This is a genomic window from Nostoc sp. UHCC 0252, assembly GCF_034931145.1.
Classification (GTDB): domain Bacteria; phylum Cyanobacteriota; class Cyanobacteriia; order Cyanobacteriales; family Nostocaceae; genus Nostoc.
Genome location: NZ_JAYGHE010000003.1, coordinates 1 through 17,904, shown reverse-complemented (window position 1 = coordinate 17,904; position 17,904 = coordinate 1). Strand labels below are relative to the sequence as shown.

Sequence of the window (17,904 nt, the reverse complement as noted above, 5' to 3'; positions counted from 1 at the left end):
CGGCAGAGGTTTTGGATTTATCTAGGTGCTGTAGCGATTATTGCCGCCGGATATGCAGATTTTCCTCTGATTACCTTTCATTTTCAAAAGCAAGAAATCGCTTCTGGACAAACAATTTCTCTGTTTTATGCTGTAGCAATGGGAGTAGATGCGATCGCAGCGCTAATATTTGGATATCTATATTGATTTAAAATTTGGAACTTACGCAAACAATAGCCCAAACCCTGATTATTATGTAGGGTATGTAGGGGCAATTCATGAATTGCTCCTACCGCGCGTAGTTTTGCGTAAGTCCTAGATAAATGGGAGAATCTGTTGTATTACAACTAACTCGATACTGAATTAGCCGCCTCGGAAGCCTTCGCAGCAGGTGGAAAACCACCCATGCGAATTTCAGAAGTGAAGGAAGTAATACTAAATCCACCAAAACTCTTGAGGACATTTACCCGCATTCGCAAATTGGGACTAGCAAACCACAGGCGTTCTTCTAACCAGATGTTTTCATCTTCTGTAGTTAGAATCAATGCACCATCACTATCAAATTTATAGTGTCCGGCAACTGGAGTTTTCTCAGCATCGAGTGTTTCCCGCAGTAACTTGCCTTGTGAAGGATTATCTGCATCAGGTACTGAAACTAACACAGTTGAACCACTGTGTTTTGATTGATCTTTTTCCATTGTGCCATTCCAGTTAATTTTCATAGCACAGGAAGCGGAACTAGGATTAATTTCGTACTGTTGACATACTTTGATCGCTTCTGGATGATCTACTGCTAGCGTCTCAATGATGATGTCTGACTTGCTATTCTCAGATTCATTAAAAGCTAAATGTTGACTAGTCCGATGAGAAAACCATTTACCAGTACTTAACTGAAAAAACTCTTCAATATTCATGAATGAAATTACCCTGCATTAAAATGCTAAAATTCCCACTTAATTATTAAAAGGTAGCAGGAGGTTCTAATATTATTAAGCTTGATTGTCTATTTCTTCAAGCTTTTTGAGGCCAATTCTGGCTGCCTCAGCAACGTTGAAATGGTTGTCTTTTTCTAAGTATTTTAAAGCTGAGACACTTTTGGGGGTGGGAAGATTTCCCAAAGCTTCTGCCAAACGCTGCCTGACTAACCAATCATCTGATTGAGCGAAGCGCAGAATTTGATCGACGGACTCAATATCTTTAATTTCTCCTAGCGCAGAAATTGCAGCTTGTTGCAACACTACTTCTTTGCTATCCAATGCCTGAAGAAGAACTTGACGGGCACGCGGGTCTTTAATGTTACCTAGAGAAACGGCTGCACTAAAGCGTACTAGCCAATCAGTATCTTCATAAAACGCCCGTGAAAGCGCTTCAAAGGCTCTGGCATCACCCAAATATCCTAAAGCACCGGCGGCATCAGCACGCATACCATAATCGGGGTCATTTACGAGAATGCTGACCAAAATTGAATAACATTCTGGTGTTGGCTTGATTCCAAGGGCAAAAATTGCCATCGATCGCAGTTGCAAAGATTCGTCGTCTAGTACCTTTTTAATTAAAGGGACTGCATCTTCGGGAGAAACATGACGCAGATTAGCAAGAGCTACCATGCGATCGCGTAAGTTCGGACTTTCTAACTGAGTAGAAATTTCTTGTAAGCTGAGAGCTGTCATGTAGTTCAAAGCATTTTGTTTACTTATCTTAATTTACCCGATCCGTTCATCAGGCCGTTGCCATAGTGAAGTAGGAGTTTGGCGACTTTACAAAATGGCTCAATTATGAGTAAAAAATAAATAAATGTTACAAGAGGAGGCAGGGGGGCAGGGGGCAGGGAGCAGTGGCCTACCAAGCTACGCCAGTTTCAGTTTTTAGCCTTATGCTGAATCACATTGGTTTTTACGATACCTTTTTTGCGGAACGCTAACCCACTTTCAAAGCAATTTTAGGAATATATTTCGCAATATCCCGCGACTTTATTTATTTAACCCGACTATTTGTAGAAGTCTGGTTCAAACTATATATATTTAGACTAGGTTTGAGAACGGAGAGGGGGGGATTCGAACCCCCGTTAAGTTTCCCTAAACAGACTTTCCAGGTCTGCGCCTTAAACCACTCGGCCACCTCTCCAGGTGCCACAAGTTACGATCATACTATAGAATCCCAGAAAATGCAAAGATAAAGAAAGATATTCTTAAATTGAATCTAAAAGTCCTAATTATACAATGCAAATCCAGATGTCTCGTACATACACAATTAAAGTTCGCGATCGCGCCACTGGCAAAACACACACCCTACAAGTCCCAGAAGACCGCTACATCCTGCACACTGGCGAAAAACAAGGGGTAGAACTACCGTTTTCCTGCCGCAACGGGGCTTGTACTGCTTGCGCTGTAAGGGTATTATCGGGAGAAATTTATCAACCAGAGGCGATCGGATTGTCGCCAGATTTACGTCAGCAAGGTTATGCCCTGTTGTGTGTGAGTTATCCCCGTTCTGACTTAGAGGTGGAGACACAAGACGAAGATGAAGTTTACGAACTCCAGTTTGGACGGTATTTTGCTAAGGGGAAAGTTAAAGCGGGTTTACCCTTAGATGAGGAATAAACAATTGGAGAAGGCAGAGGGCAGGGGGCAGGAGGCAGGGAGCAGGGAGCAGGGGGCAGGGGGAAAGAAGTTCTACTCACTACGTGCAGTAGCTACTATAGGAAAATTTGTGACGGTTGTGAGTCTTGGTAACTGGGTGCGAAAAATAGCCATTTTGGTTTGCTTATTGCTTTTGGTGAGTTGCAATAAAAACCAGTTGCCAAATAATGAGGCTCAGGTGAAAGTAGCGCGGGTAGCTAGTGGACAAAGTTTGGAAGTCTTAGGAATGGCTGAACAACCGAATTTGATTTCTCAAGTGCGGTTAATTGGCGTTGATGCACCAGATTTGCGACAGAAGCCTTGGGGAGAAGCGGCAAAAGAACAGTTAGAGAATTTAATTGGTGGTGCAGAAGAATTAGTAACCCTGGAGTTTGATTTAGAAGCAAAAGACAAATTCGAGCGAACTCTAGCTTATGTATGGAAAAATAAGGTGTTGTTAAATGAAGAATTAGTAAAACAAGGAAATGCAATGTTTGTTGGGCGATCGCCTAACCACAAATACGACCAGCGTTTAGAACGTGCCCAACAATGGGCTAGACTCATGGGCCAAGGAATGTGGAACCCAGAAAAACCGATGCGTCTCACTCCCGCAGAGTTTCGCCGCCAAAATCTTTGAAGGGTTGGGAATGGGGCAGGGGGCAGGGGGCAGGGAGCAGGGGGCAGGGAGCAGGGGGCAGGGGAAGAAAAAACTATTGGTTATTAGATCAATCCCCAATGAAAAATACTTCACGGCTCCGCTCAGTACAAGTAACAAATGACTAATAACAAATGACAAATATACAAATTTTTCTAGATATTGCGACAGAAGCGGCCTTAGCTGCTGGCGCTATTTTACAAGATTACTTGGGTAAGTTAGAAGATGCAATCGTTGAAAAAGGTCGCCCTGGTGATTTAGTCACGGCGGCTGATAAAGCCTCAGAAAAGTTGATTTTAGAAATTCTGCGTCGCCACTTTCCTCAGCACTCTATCCTCGCTGAAGAATCAGGCAAGTTAGGTAATCAAGAAAACCAATATCTCTGGGCAATAGATCCTCTAGATGGCACAACCAACTACGCCCATCAATACCCATTTTTTGCCGTTTCCATTGGGCTTTTAATTAATGGCGTTCCAGAAGTTGGTGTAATTTATGACCCATTTCATAATGAACTATTCAGTGCTGCTACTGGTTTAGGAGCAACACGGAACCGTCGTCCCATCAATGTTTCGGTAACATCTGAACTAAGTAAAAGCCTACTTGTGACCGGATTTGCCTACGATCGCCGCGAAACCTCTGATAACAACTACGCAGAATTTAGCCACCTCACCCACCTTACACAAGGAGTTAGACGTAGCGGTTCTGCATCGCTAGATTTGGCTTATGTTGCCTGTGGACGTGTCGATGGTTACTGGGAACGAGGGCTTTCTCCTTGGGATATTGCCGCCGGGATAATTTTGTTACAAGAGGCTGGGGGCAAAGTTACCGCCTACGATGGCACTCCTGCCAAAATTGAGTCAGGTAGAATCCTTGCTACAAATGGTTATATTCACGACTCACTCAGTAGCGAACTTTCACAAGTTCCACCACTGTCAGCCTGGGTATAAAGGGTGGGGGCTTTCCCTCCGACTTTGGGTAAACTAAAAGGAATCTAACGCTCCTTTGGTGCAAAAAGTCTATATGTCTTTCAAAATAGATCGTGGATTATTTAAATATGATTTCATAGATCATCACGCAATACTGTGCGTTCCAGTTGATGCGGATGTCAAAGAGATTCGGAAACGCTATCTTCAAATTGCCCGCCGCTTACACCCGGATAGTAAATTTGCTGAAAGTGATGAACAAAAACAGCTAGGGAACGAATTGTTATCAAAGCTGGTTAACCCAGCTTACGAAAAACTGTATAGTGATCGCACTCGTACAGAATATATTTTAATTTTGTCGCAAACTGGCAAGCGGCTAGTACAAGAGTCTACTTCGGTAACTCTTAATACCGACTTGGCTAAACAGTTAGCCCAATCACCTAATCTCGATCCATTCTATAGAAGTGTGATCGCTAAACTTGCTCAAAGCCAATATGATTCTTTAGAGCAAGTGCTACAAATCATTGCCCAAGTTAGTGAGTTGAATTTAGTCTATTTAATGCGGAGTGCGGGTAAATCATCCGCAACACCGCTACCTGCTCAACCCAAAGTCCAATCAGGTACGCCTCAGCCAATAAATACACCAAAAAATATACCACCAGAAGCAGCGCCACCAAAAGAAGACTCGGTTGCAGAACAGTATGTTCGTCGCGCTCAATCTTTGATTGACAAAAACCAATTTGCCCAAGCCAAAGTAGAGTTGCAGGATGCCCTGAAGCTAGAACCTAAAAATAGTCACTGTCATAGCTTAATTGCAATGGTGTATTTAAAGCAAAATCAGCTAAAAATGGCAAAAATCCACTTCGACAATGCTTTAAAATTAGACCCCAACGACGAAAGGGCATTGCAATGGAAACCTAAAATTGATAAAGCTCTCGGACAACAATCTAGCGATCATAAGGTGACTTCATCCGCCAATAATGGAGATAAGCAACCAGATAAATCTGGTAGTGGTGGTTTGTTCGGTGGTTTGTTTGGTGGGAAGAAAAAATAATGGTGTATCAACCAGCATCGGGAGCCAGGGATTTATTGCCCTTGGATGTGGAGAAAAAAAGCTGGATTGAAGATCGGTTACAGCAGGTGTTTCATCGTTGGGGATATCACAGGATTATCACCTCAACTTTAGAGCGCATGGATACCCTGATGGCAGGGGAAGCAATTCAGCGCCAGATGGTGATTCAAGTACAAGGCGAAGATGATGAATTAGGGCTACGTCCAGAATTAACAGCATCCATTGCTCGTACCGTTGTCACTCGTATGGCAAATACAACTTATCCGCAACGGTTATACTACAACGCTAATGTGTTTCGCCGCACTTGGGAAAGTAGACATAATCGCCAGCAAGAGTTTTATCAAGCTGGGGTGGAGTTGTTAGGGGCGGGCGGATTGCTGGCAAATGCAGAAGTATTGCTGTTAGTCGCAGATTGTTTAGCAGCACTGGGTTTGCAGCAATGGCATTTAATTCTAGGGGAAGCGGGAATTACGCGATCGCTCCTGAGTGCATTTCCTGCTAATTTACAGGATAAAGTTCGCAGTGCGATCGCTCATCTTGACCGCATTACCATAGATACTTTACCCCTAAGTGACAAACTGCGCGATCGCGCCAGAATCATGCTAGATTTGCGCGGCCCCAGTGCAGACGTGTTACAAAAAGTTAGTAGTTTGGATCTAGATGAAGAACAGCGAGAGGCAGTGAATAACCTCAAATCTCTAGTAGAATTACTGGAATCAGAGAAAAAACTGCCGTTAATCCTTGACCTCAGCCTTATCCAGACCATAAATTATTACACTGGTATCGTCTTTGAAGTCGTCAACGATACCGAATCTCAAGCCAGAGTTTTAGGGCGTGGTGGTCGTTATGACCAGCTTCTAGGGTTATATCATCCCCAAGGAGAAAATATCCCCGGAATTGGTTTTGGACTCAATATTGAAGATATATACCAAGTTTTGTTGTCTACTCAGCAATTACCGCAAGCAACCCCAGCGAGTAACTGGCTAGTAGTACCAGAGACGGAGAGTGCTAACGCCCCTGCCTTTGCCTACGCGCAAAAACTACGAGATTCCACCCATTTAGTACGGGTAGAAATTGATTTAGGGGGAAGGGATGCAGACGCTATTCGCCAACATGCACGCGATCGCAGCATAGCCCAAATTGCTTGGATCAAAGCTGATGGTTCCCCAAAAATCGAATCATTGCGTTAAGGGAATTGGGAATTGGGAATTGGGAATTGGGCAATTGGTATTTTTCCCCCTGCCCCCTGCTCCCCGCTCCCCGCCCCCTCCCCTGCTAGGCTAGAAATAGCCGATACAGAAAAAAGGGAATCGAGAACATGCCACACACAATTGTTACAGAAGTCTGTGAAGGCGTAGCTGACTGTGTAGATGCCTGTCCAGTAGCGTGTATTCATGATGGCCCAGGCAAAAATGCCAAGGGAACAGACTGGTACTGGATTGACTTTGCCACTTGCATCGACTGTGGTATATGTCTCCAAGTTTGCCCAGTGGAAGGGGCAATTCTGCCAGAAGAACGACCGGAGTTGCAAAAAACCCCGTAATAGTCCATAGTCAACAGTCAATAGTTATTTTTGACTGTTGACCAATGACAAATGACAAATGACAAATGACCAATGACAAATGACTATTTACTAGATGTTCAAAACGTCCACGCTGGATACATCAAAGATGTAGATATCCTGCAAGGAGTGAATTTTCAGGTTGCGCCAGGGGAATTGGTGACAGTGATCGGCCCCAATGGTGCGGGTAAATCTACTTTGGCAAAAGCAATTTTTGGGCTTTTGATCCCCCACACAGGCACAATTACCTTTAAAGGTGAAAATATTGTGGGGCTAAAGTCCAATCAAATTGTTCAGCGAGGAATGTGCTATATACCACAAATCGCCAATGTTTTCCCTTCTCTGAGTGTTGAAGAGAACTTGGAGATGGGTGCTTTTGTGCTTAACGTTCCTCTGAAGCCAATTAAAGATAAAATATTTACCATGTTTCCAAGATTAAGCGATCGCCGTCGTCAACGCGCTGGTACTCTCTCTGGAGGAGAACGCCAGATGCTAGCAATGGGCAAAGCTTTGATGTTGGAACCTAGCTTGCTGATTTTAGATGAACCATCTGCTGCTTTATCACCCATATTGGTGACACAAGTATTTGAGCAGATTAAAGAAATTAATCAGGCGGGAACTGCGATCGTATTAGTAGAACAAAATGCCCGTAAAGCCTTAGAGATGGCGAATCGCGGCTATGTACTGGAGTCGGGACGCGATGCAATCTCTGGCCTTGGTCAAGAACTGTTGAACGATCCTAAAGTAGGTGAACTATATCTGGGAGCAGGTAAAAGACATTAAAGCTCTTTAATCACTCTTGCCCCTATTCAACATAACACCACTTTAAATAAGGAAACTTCACGAGCCGATAGCGATGTCGAAGGCGGGCTGCGCCTACGCTATCTATAAACTAATACAAAAGCTATTGCAATTCCTGCCACTGCCGCGACCGTCGTTTTCGATGCTCAAAGAATTCTCCCCAATAATCCTTGCGTTTCTAATCACATCTACAGCGAGTAAAAAGGTAAAACAGGACATTCATTCATGAAAAAATGATAAAAATGCAAATTAATTGGATTTGCCAGAATCTTAATTGAACAAGAAGGTGTACTAAATTTTGTACTATATAAAGCTCTGCATCACTTTTTGATATACTCCTGAGTCATAACAATTCCTGCAAAGCTTCTCCAGAGAGAACCTGGGACATTTATTAATGGTATAAAAACGCCCATGTTTACCCCAATCAAAATTGATAGAGTGCTTTTGGCAATTTGGCATCCAAAATATTTCTCCTCCAGTTTTAATTGATATATCAGCAGGGTTACTGGGACATTGAGAAACTTCTACAAGGGAATCTATTCCCGTCTCAAAAATCCCACCCAATGGCCAGTTGTTGACGCTCACGCTCTGTAAACTACCTGAAAAGGTGGATGCAGTAAACAAGCACAAGCGTCATCGCTTCACCACAACTGGCTAGAAATCAAACAGAAAACACATAGTACAAATGGACTGATACCATGAAATCCTGATATGGATATAGGGATGTAAATCTGTACGCCCCTACAGCCGATCAATTATGTTGCAGGGGATATCATGCTTATAGTTTCAATTAAAAAATAAAAATAACTTGGAGTTTTAACTCTTTATTCTCAACAGTAATCTCAATTTGCCTGATAAATTCTCGAAAGTAAAATCGTCGCTCTGTTTCTGACAAATCTAACCAAAATTGTGGTATAGAAACAGCTTGAGCAACAGAACGCAAGTTAACTGGGGGAAGAGTCGCCAACTTTGCTTCGAGTGCAGAAATTTCTGTGCGGAGTTTGTAAGCCCTTAACTTTGCTGTTTCAATATCTAAAATTCCAGTTTCGATTAAAGCGGGTAACTGAGCGAGTATTTCTTGCTGACGAGCGATCGCTTGCCCTAAACTATTCTTGATTGCATCCAACTGCGGAAAATTCACCCCCGCTACAGCTAAGGGTAAGTCACGGCAAACGGTTTCAATTGTATGTTCTAAAACCTCTTGGTAGGGAATAGCTTTACACTTGGGGCGTTGAGGACAGCTAGTAGAACGTAAATAAAGATACTCTTTATCTTGATTGCGTTGGGTGACACGAGTAACTGTCAGATGTGATTGACACTCAGCACAGACAACCAACCCAGCTAAAGAACGCCTAGCACTAGCGGTTCGGGATGGTAAACGGCTGTTACGGCGTAAAAGTCGGTCAATTTGGGCAGCTTCTTCTTTAGAAATTATTGGAATATGGGTATTAGAGATAATTTCACCATTTTGGTAAGCTGTATTGCCGCGATAAACTGGATTAGTTAGCCAGCGTCTTCCTGTGGTTACAGAGATTTTTTTGCCGTATTTTTTCGCCAAGTAACGAACTGAACCCCGCAGAGAACCATAGAGTAAAAAGTGTTCAAAAAAATCTTTGACTACTGGTGAAGTACTGCGATCGATAGTATATTGTGCCTTACCTCTGCGATAACCGTAGGGAACTTTGCCCGGTGGTGGTGCGACTTCAAGACGATTACGGGCGTGTCCTTGACGGATGCGACGACTACGTTGTTGACGTTGGATTGCATTTAGTAAATTCAGTAAGTCAGCGCCGAGAGGGTAATTTTCGGAAGTGTAGGGTTGTTCAGTGGCGATAATCGCTACTCCCATCGCTTCGAGTTGATGTAAGCGATCGCTAATTTCCTCTACAGTATCCCCTAATTCTTCCAGCCGCCGAATCAAAAGATAATCTGCTGATTCAGTTTCGCAATCGGTAAATAATTGTTGTAATTGCGTTCGCGTAGCGTGTCCGTAGGACTCTCGCGTACCCTGTGCAGAAGAATCTGGCTTACCCAAATCTTCATAAACCCGATCCACCTCCCATCCCCAATCAGCTTGATCGGGAGCAGATTCTAGTAGCGGATTGGTGTAAGAGTAGGCAATGATTTTCATTGGTCATTGGTCATTAGTCATTGGTCATTAGTCATTCTCCTTGTCCCCCTGTCCCCTTGTCCCCCTGTCCCCTTATCCCCTTCACTGTTGACTCAACTCGATAATATTTCCATCAGGATCTTGAATGAATAAAGCAGGGCGACCGGAAGCGCTGGGTTGAATGGGATAATTATGATTGAGCAACTCTTGTTTGGCAGCGTCCAAGTTAGCGACTGAGAAAGCGACGTGGGGGTTGCGTCCCCATTTTTCGTTGGGGTTTTCGGTGGGGACAGTAGGTGCAACTATTAAATGAATTTGATAGTTGCCGACTTGATACCATGCACCAGCGTATTTTAGAGAACGATCTATTTTGGATAATCCCAATACTTTGCCATAAAAGTGTTCAGAGCGTTCTAAGTCAGTCACAAGAATTGCTGTATGGAGACTTTGGGTAATCTGCATTGTCGGTTAGTGCGATCGCATTTATCTAAATTCTGACGCAGTTTTGGCATATACTTTGACCTCACTTCCGTTCCTCTCTCCTAAAAGGCTACAGTGTACACGCAAATCTTGCCGCAGCCATATCATTAATAAATCTCGCACTGCGTTTCTGTTCCGCTTCGGAATGAATTCCGAATCTCAGTGAGCTAGAAAATATGACGCTATTGTAACGGTGGCTTTAGTTGACGTTGCAAAAGTTTACATTTAGAATGGAATCGGCAAAATTCGATAAGTATTTATTCTTGTTTATCCTGATAATTTGGAATTCGATGAGTATATATTCTTATCTATGCCAAAAATTTAATATTCTATGGTTAAGGAATGTTTACAAAAGTATAGATTCCTTAATATAATGAAACCAAAAGCGATAAGGCAAATTGATTGTCAGAAGTGATGAATGCTATTGAATTTCCCTGGCTAACAGCCATAATCCTCTTACCCTTGGTGGCTGCCTTAGCCATTCCCCTAATCCCAGACAAAGAAGGTAGAACTGTGCGGTGGTATGGTCTGGGAGTTGCGATCGCTGACTTTGCACTGATGATTTATGCCTTTTGGTACAAGTACGACTTCCAAAGTTCCACACTCCAACTTGTAGAAAACTATCCTTGGATACCGCAGCTAGGTTTGCATTGGGCTGTAGGGGTTGATGGTTTATCGATGCCCTTACTGCTTCTAACAGGCTTAATAAATACCCTCGCAATATTCGCGGCTTGGAAAGTTACCACCAAGCCGCGATTATTTTATGGTTTGATGTTAGCGATGTACAGCGCCCAACTTGGCGTATTTGTCGCCCAAGATTTGCTGCTGTTCTTCCTGATGTGGGAAATCGAGTTAGTGCCGGTTTACCTGCTGATTTCCATTTGGGGAGGACAAAATCGCCGTTATGCGGCTACCAAATTTATTCTTTACACCGCCGCCGCATCAATATTTATCTTGATTGCCGGTTTTGCAATGGCATTCTCTGGAGATACCGTCACTTTCGACATGGCGACTCTGGGAATGAAAGAATACCCCAAAACCTTGGAATTGTTGATTTATGCAGGTTTCTTAATTGCCTTCGGTGTAAAATTACCGATTTTCCCTTTACACACTTGGCTACCTGATGCCCACGGTGAAGCATCAGCACCCGGTTCAATGATTTTGGCAGGTGTGTTGTTAAAAATGGGTGGTTATGCTCTGATCCGCTTCAATGTGGAAATGTTGCCCAATGCCCATGTGACTTTTGCCCCAGTGCTGGCAATTTTGGGTGTAGTGAATATTGTCTATGGTGCTTGCTGTGCCTTCGCTCAAACCAATCTCAAACGCCGCTTGGCTTACTCTTCAATTGCCCACATGGGGTTTGTGCTGATTGGGATTGCCTCTTACACAGAACTGGGTATAAGCGGTGCAGTATTACAAATGGTATCTCACGGCTTGATTGCTGCTAGCTTATTCTTCCTGTCTGGCGTGACTTACGATCGCACCCACACCTTGATGATGGATAAAATGGGCGGTATGGCCAAGGTAATGCCCAAAACCTTTGCTTTATTTACCATTGGTTCGATGGCTTCTCTCGCCTTACCCGGAATGAGTGGTTTTGTCGGTGAGTTGATGGTATTTCTCGGTATCGCCACCAGTGATGTTTACAGTTCCAGCTTCAAAATTGTAGTCGTGCTGCTGTCAGCAGTTGGCGTGATTTTGACACCAATTTATTTACTGTCGATGCTGCGTCAAGTGTTCTACGGTGAGCAAAGTCAAGAGTTGCACTTGGATGCTGTAATATCTGATGTCAAACCCCGCGAAATATTTATTACCGCTTGTTTGTTGCTTCCTATCATCGGTATCGGGTTTTATCCCAAATTAGCAACGCAGACTTATGATGTGAAAGCAGTAGAATTAGCCGCCCATGCTCGTGAAGTTCTACCAGTCGTTGCTCATCAACAACCATCAAGTCTGTACTCGCGGATTTTCTCTGCACCAACATTGGCTACTTCTCAAGTTGAAAGTTCGATTAACATTTCTGAGTAAATTAACTTCCCATTAAGGGATCTGCAAGTAAATTCTAAATTATTAGGGCAATAAAGGGGTGGTTACTTAGATAACTACCCCTAACATTTTGGCTTTTTGGAGGGGCGTAGGCGTAGCCCGCCATAGGTATCGTTTGTACTTCCCGACCGAGAAATAAAACTAAATAGCAGAAGAATAGGCTTCATCCACCTTCAAAGTTGTGCCTGTAATAAACTTGGCATCATCAGAAATCAGAAAAGCAATTATTTTAGCAAACTCTGCATAGGTAGTAGGACGACCAAGCATCAAATCCGAAGGCACATTCCATCCCTCTAACTCTGCCATTGAATCTGCCACAAAAAAAGGCGCTACGGAAACCATGCGAATTCTATCTGCTTTGTAACGCTTGGCATAAAGTTTTGTAAACCCTTCCATTGCGGCTCGGAGTGTACCGCTAAAGGGTGTCCCTAATTCTGGTTCATGGGAGTCACACGCGGAAATATTCACGATGACACCGCCTCCTGAATATCGCATTTTTTCTGTAACTAGTTTGGCGATGCGGACAACACTCAAAAACAGCATTTCAAAGTTTTCTATCCACATTTCATCAGAAATAGATAGCAAATCTGGTCGGGGTGGATCTCCAAAACTATTTACTACTGCATCAATACGACCGAATTGAGTTAAAGTTGTCTCTACTAATCGCTGTAAGTCTTGAAAATTTGTAATTGATCCTTGAGTAGCAATACCGCCCAATTCATCTGCTAAATCCAGAATATCAGGCGATCGCGCCATCAGTGAAACCCTATAACCCTGCGCTGCTAACTCTCGCGCACAACCTGCGCCAATCCCTCGACTAGCAGCCGTAATAATTGCTACTTTTTGTGAATCCATATAAGTAATTTCAATTCCTAAACTTTTCGTGATTTAGGATATAGCCAAAAGCTAAACAAACGGCTAACTCTAGGCATGACAATATATGTCAATAGCAAAACCATTATAATCGTAACGATCAACGAAATAATTAAGGGAGGTAAACCACGAAGTAGGGGGACTATAAACGTACTCAACAAATTAATCAACACATATACGGCTCCCCAAGTTAGCAATGCTGTTTTATAGCGCGGTGGAGTTTTCAGTGGTTGACCGGGAAGAGAAAACCAAGCTTCTAATCCACTGATTTGTTGAACATCAGGATCAGATTCCACCAAATGCTTACCTTGATTCAGCCAATGTTCGCGATCGCGCGATGTCATCCACACTTTTAAATTTTCATAACCGTCAAACCTAAAGATGATCACATATTCATTTCGCACGCCAAGTTGGGGACGAATTACATTTGTCCCCATGTGACCAATATAGGTTCTGGCAACACTAGTAATATCTTTTAACCAAATTTCGTAAGCATTTTCACATCCTGGTTTGACAAGTTGTGTAATGACCACGGTTACAAATTGCTCGTCCTGTTCCATCTCCATTAGTTATGTCGCCATCAAGTAGTTGTAAGTTTTTGCAACCGTAGCATGGTTGAGTCATTCTCAAATTAAAGAATACCCAGTTTTTCCAACTTCAAGCCGAACAACATTAGCAGGAACAACCCCTGTGGGTGGAGGTAAAAACATTCCACCATTAGTTACAACATAAATTGCAGTGCGTTCGCCCTCACTTTGACCAAAAGCCACTGCTGTGCTACCAATTACACCTGACTCAGCTTGAGCAATGATAGTAGTACTGCGATCGCTTGCAATTCTTACCACACTATTGTAAATGTGCGTTGCTCCATAAAGGTTGCCTTCCACATCAAAGGCAAAGTCATCAATATTAGTTTGCTCAACAAAAATTTCCGGCTCACCTGGTTTATTAGTGCTATTGATGGGAATCCGCAACAGCAACATTTTTTCCGTATTTGAAACGTAGAGGAAATCACCAAAACGCTTCAAGCCATTTGCAGCCGGAAACGCGCTTTCCGAATTGCTACGAGCAAGCATTGGATGTTCTAGCCAAATTGATCCACTGGGTTGAGCAACATCAATCAGCCAGATTGCACCACGATAGGAATCTGCTGTCAAATACTGAGTGTCAGAAAGTGGGGTGATGCCATTGAGAAATATTGCGTCTGGCAGTGTCAGCAACGTTTCCACCGTGCCATCACTTTTAACTAGAGAAACCGCAGGTATAGAATCAGCATTCCATCCTGTTGCCACCAGATCGCCGTTGGTAGTAAAAGCAAGACCACTTACTTTGCCCTCAACAGTGGCATGAATTTGCTGATTGCCATCTGGGGTAATGCGAAGAATCTCGCCAACTTCGTGATTGGTTACAAAAATTGTGCCATCTGGTGCGAGCGCTAGATTTTCCAAAAAAGTATTAACTGGGAACGAGGCAATAACTTTAGCAGGTGCTAATTCAATCGGCTTATCTGCGTAAATAGGCGGTAAACCTGCGGAATTTCCCATATCAACCTACCATTGTACTTGAATAGGGCCACCAAACTTTCGCATCTCTGCAAAAAACAGTCCTTGCGCTCCTCCATCAGGAAGTGTTGCTAAATAGACAGCAGTTTCGGCTCCTTCTTCCGCCGTAAACGGCGCATCATCTCCCCCCATATCTGTCTTCATCCAACCCGGAGAATAGGCATTTACGAGAATATTAGTACCTTGGAGTTCTTTGGCGAGAAGCACGGTTAGTCCATTTACTCCTACCTTTGAGAGTCGATAGGATGGTGCTAAAGGGTAATAGTCAGTGGGAACTGATGTTAGAGATGCCATTTCCGTTGAGATATTGACAATGCGGCCGTAATTTTGCACCTTCATCAACGGAATTAATGCTTGAGAAATTCTGAGTACTGCTAGAACATTAGTTTCAAAGGTTGATCGCATCGTTTCCAGTTGCACAGTTAGTAAGCTAGACTCCTCCGGCTTAGTTGTGGGATTTACGCCTGCATTATTGACCAGAATATCTATCTTGCCGTAAGTTTCACGCAGCCACTCTGTAAACTCTTGCACACTTCCATTATTAGTGACATCTAGGGTGTGATAGTCAACATCAAACCCTTCATTGGTAAGCTGCCTTTTAGCAGCAAGACCATCTGTTTCATTACGACTCGTCAGAATTACGCGGTTGCCAATTTTTGATAATTGACGGGAAATAGCATATCCTAGCCCTCGATTGCTGCCTGTTACCACAGCAATCCTTTTTTCAGTTGTCATTTTTATGACCTTGTAACTGCTTGTGATTTTACTGTATTGAGATGCGGTGAATTAAGCAAGTTGACTGCAATGATATGTTCAATCAATGAGATTACTGACGTTTAATTCAAACTCGAAGCTTGCTGTCCACTTAAGCGTTGTCCTCTTTACATTGGCAATAATTCTAATCTTCATGAGTTAACCCTGGTTTAACCGTAGATTGTGAAAAGATTATAGTTAAAGCAGGTGAAGTAGCCACAAAGCAATTATGACCACCAACTTAGCTGTAGCCACAGAGATTATACCAATCGTTTTGCAATTGCAACCTGCGATCGCCATGACCAACGATCAATGCCTAATGGTGCGGTGCGATCGCCAGATGCAGCGTGGATAAAACGCGATCGCTGGGAGGCGATACCACCAGAACTGCGAAAAAAATTTGCACCGATTTGTCCTGAGTTTGTGATTGAATTGCGTTCTGAGAGCGATCGCTTACAAGTTTTGCAAGACAAGATGCAAGAGTACATTGATAATGGCACACAACTTGGTTGGTTAATTGATAGAAAACAACGCCGAGTTTTTATTTATCGTCCTAATACTACGGTTGAGGAATTAGATGATCCTAAGACACTTTATGGTGAACCGTTGCTACCTGGGTTTGTTTTAGATTTAAGTCAGGTTTGGTAAGGAATAAATTCAAGAATTTAATCGTGTTTAACAGTTAAAGAGCAGTAATTTTGCTCAAATTTCAGTTGGTGGATGCCAGCCAGCAGACACCCAAGCTTGCCTAACGGTTACAGCATAAGGATTATTCAGTTGCAGAGCTAATACAGTTGCACGGCCACAAACAGTTAAACCTGTAATTTGAGTGCCGTTGTTTGCCCAACTGAAATGACGTGACCATTTTTGTTGACGAGGGTTGAAAAGTTTGACTTTACGTTTCGTTACTGGATCTTTGGCATGAGTCTGAATACCTTTGTAGGCATTGCATAACCTACAGGCAAGCCACAGATTCTCCTCATCGTCAGTACCGCCTGCTGCTTTAGGAATGATGTGTTCAATTTCTAAAATTCCCAAAACATACTTTTGGAGACTAAGGCAATAACCACACTGGTGATTCGCTTGTATGCGTATCTGCGCCCGGACTTTTTCAGGAATCTGGTTCACTAGCTTAAGGGTTCAATCAACCCACGTTTGACAGCTTCGCTTAAAGCAGTGGCTTTTCTTAAAAGTCCTTCTTGATAGACCTGCATCAGGGTTTGTAACTCTGAGCGATCGCCTTCACTAAGAGTACCTGATTGCTGGCGATCAAGCAGTTCGCTTAACCGGGCATCCTGTTCTGGTTCCATTTGCAGTTCGGTCAGCACCAGGACTTGTTCATCAGAAAGGACAGAGACAGGCTCAAGATCGCTAATGTCCCCACTGACGGGCGGAATTGAAAGTTGAATGGTATCTACTAAAATGCTGGCGACATCACGATTTGCCAACCGTGCAAAGCGTTCTACACGTTGGTAAATATCGTCTGGTAGGGTAATGATGATTTGGGTACTCATAACTCTTGTAAATACTCCTCTCTATTCTCACTTGCAATTAGTAATTATGTGTTTCAGGGTGACAAAAACTGAATGACGTAATCTAAAATGCTATAAAATTAAGCATTATTACTTAGACTAGTTTAGATTTAAGTCAAGTTTGGTAGTAAAAATTTTAAGGCATGAGAGTTTGAAGCAGACATTATGGGCAAACTAACCTAGTGGCCAAATTGTTATCACCAGGTAAAAAACGAATCGGAAAACACCATAATGTACAAATCTATCAATCTTGATCAATTAAGAGATCAATCTGCTAACCACTACTCTAAAACACCCTTCCAGCATCAAATTGAGGCATTTGAAGCCCTGAGTAAAACATTTAAATTTGACAATGAAAAACCGGGTAGTGGAATTTTAGTACTTCCTACAGGTGCTGGCAAGACATTTACGGCTGTAAGATGGTTATCTGACCATGTAATCCCTAAAAATATTAAGATTCTTTGGTTAGCTCCTTCATTTTACCTATTGGATCAAGCATCTGATACCTTTTTTAAAGCTGCTAAGGATATTCCAGAGCCAAAGAAAACGTTAAATATTCGGTGCGTTTCTAGTAATCCTTCTCATGCCAAAGCCTCATCTATACAACTAACTGATGATATTGTCATTATGACAATACAAACAGCTATCAATAATTTACATACTGATGCTATAGACAGGATGGGTAACAAATTTGAGATAGGTTTCAGAAAATTTATTGATAGTTGTAAAGAAACAGGACTTTTTGTAGTAGTTGATGAAGCTCATCACTCACCAGCTTATGGTTGCAGAAACTTATTAATTGGTGAAAAAGATTCTGCTTTAGGACTTCGAGGTTTACTCCCAAAATTACATCTGCTAGGTCTAACAGCTACACCAACTTATAATGATAAGGCTAGAAGGGGTTGGCTTTGGAAAATATTTGAGAATGAAATTATTTAT

At 42.7% G+C, this 17,904-nt stretch carries 21 protein-coding genes, 1 tRNA gene and 1 pseudogene; 12 read left to right on the top strand and 11 right to left on the bottom strand.

The window, feature by feature from the left end; genetic code table 11:
* Positions 1-6 precede the first annotated feature (6 nt).
* Positions 7-183, top strand: a pseudogene (locus VB732_RS02305) (MFS transporter); the annotation flags it as partial.
* A 143-nt stretch (positions 184-326) separates the two neighbouring features.
* Here VB732_RS02305 and VB732_RS02300 read toward each other — a convergent pair.
* The 3 genes from VB732_RS02300 to VB732_RS02290 form a co-directional block, all read right to left on the bottom strand.
* Entirely contained in the window at positions 327-893 is a 567-nt protein-coding gene (locus tag VB732_RS02300) for a phycobiliprotein lyase (protein ID WP_323229193.1), read from the bottom strand.
* A 75-nt stretch (positions 894-968) separates the two neighbouring features.
* Positions 969-1,649: a HEAT repeat domain-containing protein gene (locus VB732_RS02295; RefSeq protein ID WP_323229192.1), complete on the bottom strand. Its 681-nt coding sequence runs from the start codon at positions 1,647-1,649 to the stop codon at positions 969-971.
* A gap of 369 nt (positions 1,650-2,018) precedes the next feature.
* Positions 2,019-2,103: transfer RNA gene (locus VB732_RS02290), tRNA-Ser, on the bottom strand.
* 107 nt (positions 2,104-2,210) lie between these two features.
* Here VB732_RS02290 and VB732_RS02285 point away from each other — a divergent pair.
* From VB732_RS02285 to VB732_RS02255, 7 genes are all read left to right on the top strand, one after another.
* On the top strand, positions 2,211-2,579 hold the full coding sequence (locus tag VB732_RS02285; RefSeq protein WP_323229191.1) for a 2Fe-2S iron-sulfur cluster-binding protein: 369 nt from the start codon (positions 2,211-2,213) through the stop codon (positions 2,577-2,579).
* A complete protein-coding gene (locus tag VB732_RS02280) occupies positions 2,569-3,234 on the top strand; it encodes a thermonuclease family protein (protein ID WP_323229190.1) in 666 nt (221 codons plus the stop codon). Before VB732_RS02285 ends, VB732_RS02280 begins: the two co-directional genes overlap by 11 nt.
* Before the next feature lie 152 nt (positions 3,235-3,386).
* Complete coding sequence (locus tag VB732_RS02275; protein ID WP_323229189.1) at positions 3,387-4,199, top strand: inositol monophosphatase family protein; 813 nt, start codon at positions 3,387-3,389, stop codon at positions 4,197-4,199.
* Between the two features lie 73 nt (positions 4,200-4,272).
* Positions 4,273-5,229, top strand: a complete 957-nt coding sequence (locus tag VB732_RS02270; protein ID WP_323229188.1) for a J domain-containing protein — start codon at positions 4,273-4,275, stop codon at positions 5,227-5,229.
* A complete protein-coding gene (locus VB732_RS02265; protein ID WP_323229187.1) occupies positions 5,229-6,437 on the top strand; it encodes an ATP phosphoribosyltransferase regulatory subunit in 1,209 nt (402 codons plus the stop codon). The genes VB732_RS02270 and VB732_RS02265 overlap by 1 nt, the downstream gene beginning before the upstream one ends.
* A 128-nt stretch (positions 6,438-6,565) precedes the next feature.
* A complete protein-coding gene (locus tag VB732_RS02260; protein WP_104907250.1) occupies positions 6,566-6,790 on the top strand; it encodes an indolepyruvate ferredoxin oxidoreductase subunit alpha in 225 nt (74 codons plus the stop codon).
* 72 nt (positions 6,791-6,862) lie between these two features.
* A complete protein-coding gene (locus VB732_RS02255) occupies positions 6,863-7,591 on the top strand; it encodes an ABC transporter ATP-binding protein (RefSeq protein WP_323229186.1) in 729 nt (242 codons plus the stop codon).
* Between the two features lie 808 nt (positions 7,592-8,399).
* Here VB732_RS02255 and VB732_RS02250 read toward each other — a convergent pair.
* Together VB732_RS02250 and VB732_RS02245 are read right to left on the bottom strand one after the other, a co-directional pair.
* The gene (locus tag VB732_RS02250) at positions 8,400-9,740 is read right to left on the bottom strand and encodes a recombinase family protein (protein WP_323229185.1); all 1,341 of its coding nucleotides are present in this window, start codon (positions 9,738-9,740) and stop codon (positions 8,400-8,402) included.
* 81 nt (positions 9,741-9,821) lie between these two features.
* A complete protein-coding gene (locus tag VB732_RS02245) occupies positions 9,822-10,181 on the bottom strand; it encodes a VOC family protein (protein WP_322649955.1) in 360 nt (119 codons plus the stop codon).
* 432 nt (positions 10,182-10,613) lie between these two features.
* Between VB732_RS02245 and VB732_RS02240 the strand changes: the two genes are divergently transcribed.
* Positions 10,614-12,227, top strand: coding sequence for an NAD(P)H-quinone oxidoreductase subunit 4 (locus VB732_RS02240; protein WP_323229184.1), 1,614 nt, complete (start codon positions 10,614-10,616; stop codon positions 12,225-12,227).
* 159 nt (positions 12,228-12,386) lie between these two features.
* Here VB732_RS02240 and VB732_RS02235 read toward each other — a convergent pair whose 3' ends face one another.
* The 4 genes from VB732_RS02235 to VB732_RS02220 all read right to left on the bottom strand — a co-directional run bounded on the left by VB732_RS02235 (position 12,387) and on the right by VB732_RS02220 (position 15,415).
* Entirely contained in the window at positions 12,387-13,100 is a 714-nt protein-coding gene (locus tag VB732_RS02235) for an SDR family oxidoreductase (protein ID WP_323229183.1), read from the bottom strand.
* Between the two features lie 17 nt (positions 13,101-13,117).
* Entirely contained in the window at positions 13,118-13,678 is a 561-nt protein-coding gene (locus VB732_RS02230) for an antibiotic biosynthesis monooxygenase (protein WP_323229397.1), read from the bottom strand.
* 66 nt (positions 13,679-13,744) lie between these two features.
* On the bottom strand, positions 13,745-14,662 hold the full coding sequence (locus tag VB732_RS02225; protein ID WP_323229182.1) for a gluconolactonase: 918 nt from the start codon (positions 14,660-14,662) through the stop codon (positions 13,745-13,747).
* A 6-nt stretch (positions 14,663-14,668) separates the two neighbouring features.
* Complete coding sequence (locus tag VB732_RS02220) at positions 14,669-15,415, bottom strand: SDR family oxidoreductase (protein WP_323229181.1); 747 nt, start codon at positions 15,413-15,415, stop codon at positions 14,669-14,671.
* Positions 15,416-15,662: 247 nt separating this feature from the next.
* Between VB732_RS02220 and VB732_RS02215 the strand changes: the two genes are divergently transcribed.
* Positions 15,663-15,788 (top strand): hypothetical protein, encoded by a 126-nt coding sequence (locus VB732_RS02215; protein ID WP_323229180.1) that lies wholly within the window; start codon positions 15,663-15,665, stop codon positions 15,786-15,788.
* On the top strand, positions 15,746-16,081 hold the full coding sequence (locus VB732_RS02210) for a Uma2 family endonuclease (RefSeq protein ID WP_323229179.1): 336 nt from the start codon (positions 15,746-15,748) through the stop codon (positions 16,079-16,081). The genes VB732_RS02215 and VB732_RS02210 overlap by 43 nt, the downstream gene beginning before the upstream one ends.
* Before the next feature lie 54 nt (positions 16,082-16,135).
* Here the strand turns inward: VB732_RS02210 and VB732_RS02205 are convergent, their stop codons facing one another.
* Both VB732_RS02205 and VB732_RS02200 read right to left on the bottom strand, forming a co-directional pair.
* Positions 16,136-16,561 (bottom strand): HNH endonuclease, encoded by a 426-nt coding sequence (locus VB732_RS02205; protein WP_323229178.1) that lies wholly within the window; start codon positions 16,559-16,561, stop codon positions 16,136-16,138.
* A complete protein-coding gene (locus VB732_RS02200; RefSeq protein WP_323229177.1) occupies positions 16,561-16,947 on the bottom strand; it encodes a hypothetical protein in 387 nt (128 codons plus the stop codon). Before VB732_RS02200 ends, VB732_RS02205 begins: the two co-directional genes overlap by 1 nt.
* Before the next feature lie 249 nt (positions 16,948-17,196).
* Here VB732_RS02200 and VB732_RS02195 point away from each other — a divergent pair.
* A partial coding sequence (locus VB732_RS02195; RefSeq protein WP_323229176.1) for a DEAD/DEAH box helicase occupies positions 17,197-17,904 on the top strand: 708 nt, incomplete at its 3' end.